A 3521-nucleotide genomic window follows, 5' to 3' on the forward strand; every position below is an offset into this window, starting at 1 on the left:
AATTTGCAAAGGAAATAATCCACATCTTTATAGCCCACATCTTCGGCAATGCGGCCGATCTGCTTGTTTGTGTACAATAGCTGGCGGCACGCTTCGTTAATACGGTAAGAACACAAATAGTTTTTAAAGGACTGTCCGTATTTTTTGCGGAAGATTTGCCCTAAGTATGCACTGTTGATATAGTATTTTTTGCCCAAGCCCTGCAACGTCAGGTTTTCCGAGTAGTGTTCCTGGATTTCCTTGTCGATAGAATCCAAAATATCGATGGAGATATTTTTTCGCAGAAGGGAAAGGTAGTCTGCATACTCGCGTGCAAAGCGGAACAGATGCTGTCGGCTCCCGCGGGAAATTCCTTCCCGGAAAGACTGCGCGCTGATAAATTGCAGCATTTCCTTCTGGTTGGCTTCGTTGTCCAAATTGGATGCAAGATGCATAAGCCGGAACAAAAGATAATTTAAGTTCAGGCTGATATCTTTGTCATGTACGCCACGCTGCTGCATTTCGGCAAACAAATGGTCTATTTCGGAGCCGATGCGTTCCTGCTCATTCAGTTCAATGGCGGTAATCAACTGATCCAGGGTATCTTTGCACAAAACGGCTCTTTCTTGCGGAACCAATAACTCTTCCTCGTAATAATAGATCGATTTTTGCTGGCGGAAGGCGCAAAGGTTTTTCAGCCCGCAGACGGTATCATACGATTCAGAAACAGTGGTGATATCGTCCACTTTTTTGCCAACCAGAAATCGCAATTCGTGTTGTGTCGAAACACCCAATTTCTTATAAAAATCCTGGATATACTGTGTTTCGGAACAGCCGGCATTTCGGGCAAGCGCACCGCTGTAAACAAAAGCAATCCCATACCCAACGCGATCCAGCGAAGCGTCACAGAAACACCGGCTCCGGTCCTCGCCTAAAATTTGCACACAGCTTTGGTACAGGTCACGCTGCACCATACGGAAGTGGTTCTCATCATCGTCATCTTCGCTGTCCGAAGAATGGCAAGCGGAAATTTCAATGTAACGAACGCCGTCCGAAAAATCCAGATGCTTATGCAGATAATCCACGCCGTTGGGATCATATTTGCCGAACAGCAACGAGATCAAACACCGGGCTTGATAGGCCAGTTCGTACTGCTCCTCCATTTTGCTGTTTTGCGAGATGTTATTGTATTTGCTGAGAATGGATAACAGATCTTGCTTTTCCACCGGTTTGAGAAGATAGTCGATACACCCGTAGCGCAGCGCTTTTTGAGCGTAGGAAAACTCACTGTATCCGCTCAGAATCACGAAACCGGCGTTGGAAAGATTCTCCCGGCGAACAGTTTCCAGTAATTCAAGTCCGGTCATTTTTGGCATCATAACGTCGGTGATGACAAGGTCAACGGGTAACTTTTTTATGTACTCCAAAGCCTCCTGCCCGTCGGACAAAACGGCAGCCACTTCATAGCCTGCGGCGTTCCAGTCAATCAACGCCTGCAAACCTTGCGCAATAAACTGCTCATCATCTACGATAATAACTTTTAACATGTCACTCCGCCCTTATTGCTTTGTTTAGAGGGAACCGAATCGAAACAAGTGTTCCAATGCCCGGCTCGCTTTCCACCGAGAACTGTGCAGTATCCTCCGTCATCATGCGGATGCGCAGGCAGGTGTTCACCATGCCTACGCGTCCTTTTTCTTTTAACATTTTCAGGCTGGCGTTGCGCATCCGGTCTTGAATACGTTCTGCCTCGGCCTCGTCCATACCGCCACCGGTATCTTCAATTTCCATGCAAAGCGCATCGTTTTCTGTATACACGCGTACAAAAATCCAACCGGGAGAAGATTTTGCTTCAATACCGTGCACACAGGCATTTTCCACAAAGGTGGTAATGGTCAATTTCGGAACCAGGATGTTCTGGCAATCTTCCTGCGCATTGATTTGATACGAAAGGCGCTCCCCGAAGCGATATTTTTGCAAGGCCAGGTACGCTTCAACAAACGCCAGCTCACGCTTAATGGTATTGGAATCCGAGGGCCAATCCACGTTTTGGCGCGTCATTATGGCCAATTTCTGTATCATATCGGCGGTTTCTTCTTCTTTTTTCAGGATGCTGTGCATACGGATGCTTTCCAGTGCGTTGAACAGAAAATGGGGATTGATTTGGCTGTATAAAGCCATCAGCTCTGCGTTCTGCCGGGCAATATCCATCTCCTGCTCTTTCAGTCGGCATCGGTAGACGGTGTCAATCAGGCTGTTCATCCGGTCAGCCATGCGGTTGTAGTTGTCCATCAGACTGCCGATCTCATCTTGACCGCTTGGCCCGGAAATCTTGATCAACACGTTGCTGTCCATCTGGTTGAAGACTTTTTCCAGACGGAAAAGACGAGAAGTAATGGAATTCTCCAGCAGATTCATCAAAAGCTGCGGGGGAATAATGTTCAGGATCAGCAGCAGGATCAGGATATGGATGTTTTGGCGAATCAGGGCTAAAACGTTGCCGCTTGGTTCCATCACATAGATGTCCAGATCTTCCCCGTAAAGGGTAAAATGCTGGGACAAGCCTACCGAATCAGACGGGGAGAATGTGTCATAAGGCTGCCAACGATAATTGGGCATTGCGTTCGTAAGCAAAATCCGGTTACCGCTGCATACATAAACTGAATAGTTATACCCCATGTTCTGGAAATCGCGGTCCAGCGTGCTGTAATTGATTTCAATACACAAAAGGCGCTCCGCCTTATCGCTGTAAAGGCCATTCATCCCACGTAAAAACAACACCTGGCGCCCATCTGTTTCATCATAAGAAAAAAGAAGCCGCGGGCTGTAGCCATCCGCAGTATACTGCTGATACCAGGGCTCCTGCGAAACGGTGGATAACCGTGCAAATTCATTGCCGTTTATCAGGGTTTCATTGTCTGTATACACCCGTATGACAGAATTTGTGATCCGGGAAACACCCTGCAGCAAAGAATTGTGGATGTATTCTCGGTAACTTGAAAAATAGTCCCGGGGACTGGCATATTGCCGGCTCACAAAATCCTGGAGGGAGTTATCCATATACAGGCTGGTAGAAATCAGCGCGGAATCTTCTGTGGCGGCGGAAAGCATCGACTGCACTGATTTGGCTATTTTTTCCATCTGGTGCAGCTGCTCGGCATGCTCGTTCTTGGTTAATGCATGTAAAATTACAATATCGGTCAAAAATATGGGGACCAGAATACATAAAAAATAAAGATATCGAAGTTTTTTCTTCAGGCTTAAGTTATTGAGAAAACTCTCCAGCTTGATTCTGACATGATGAAACCGGTTCATACAAAGCTCCTTACCGGTGAATGTTGCAAAAGGACCTTGCTATTTTTAGCGGTGCAAAGTATAATGCCAGTATAATCCAGCCGCAGAACCATTGTCAATCAAATAACAGATTGAATAGTGTACAATCTGAATCGCTGTTTTTGGTGAATATTTACATCCTGAAAAAAAGGAGGAGAACTCATTGAGAGGCGTTTTTAATCCGGACAGCCCCCTGATGCGCGCCCTGG

General features: G+C 46.5%; 3 protein-coding genes. All 3 read right to left on the minus strand.

The genetic code is table 11. The features are described from left to right. Nucleotides 1-1526, minus strand: a 1526-nt coding sequence (locus tag H6B10_RS13305) for a response regulator transcription factor (RefSeq protein ID WP_204652052.1), incomplete at its 3' end; no start/stop codon positions are given. Between the two features lies 1 nt (nucleotide 1527). Then, on the minus strand, nucleotides 1528-3120 hold the full coding sequence (locus tag H6B10_RS13310) for a sensor histidine kinase (protein ID WP_204652053.1): 1593 nt from the start codon (nucleotides 3118-3120) through the stop codon (nucleotides 1528-1530). 219 nt (nucleotides 3121-3339) lie between these two features. After that, nucleotides 3340-3521 (minus strand): hypothetical protein (locus H6B10_RS13315; RefSeq protein WP_204652054.1); only part of this gene is annotated, 182 nt, incomplete at its 5' end.

The organism is Gemmiger formicilis (assembly GCF_016901605.1).
Lineage (GTDB): Bacteria > Bacillota > Clostridia > Oscillospirales > Ruminococcaceae > Gemmiger > Gemmiger formicilis_B.

Coding starts and splice junctions, on each gene's coding strand:
- H6B10_RS13310 (WP_204652053.1), bottom strand. CDS start 3,120: ATGGAAAAAATAGCCAAATCAGTGCAGTCGATGCTTTCCGCCGCCACA.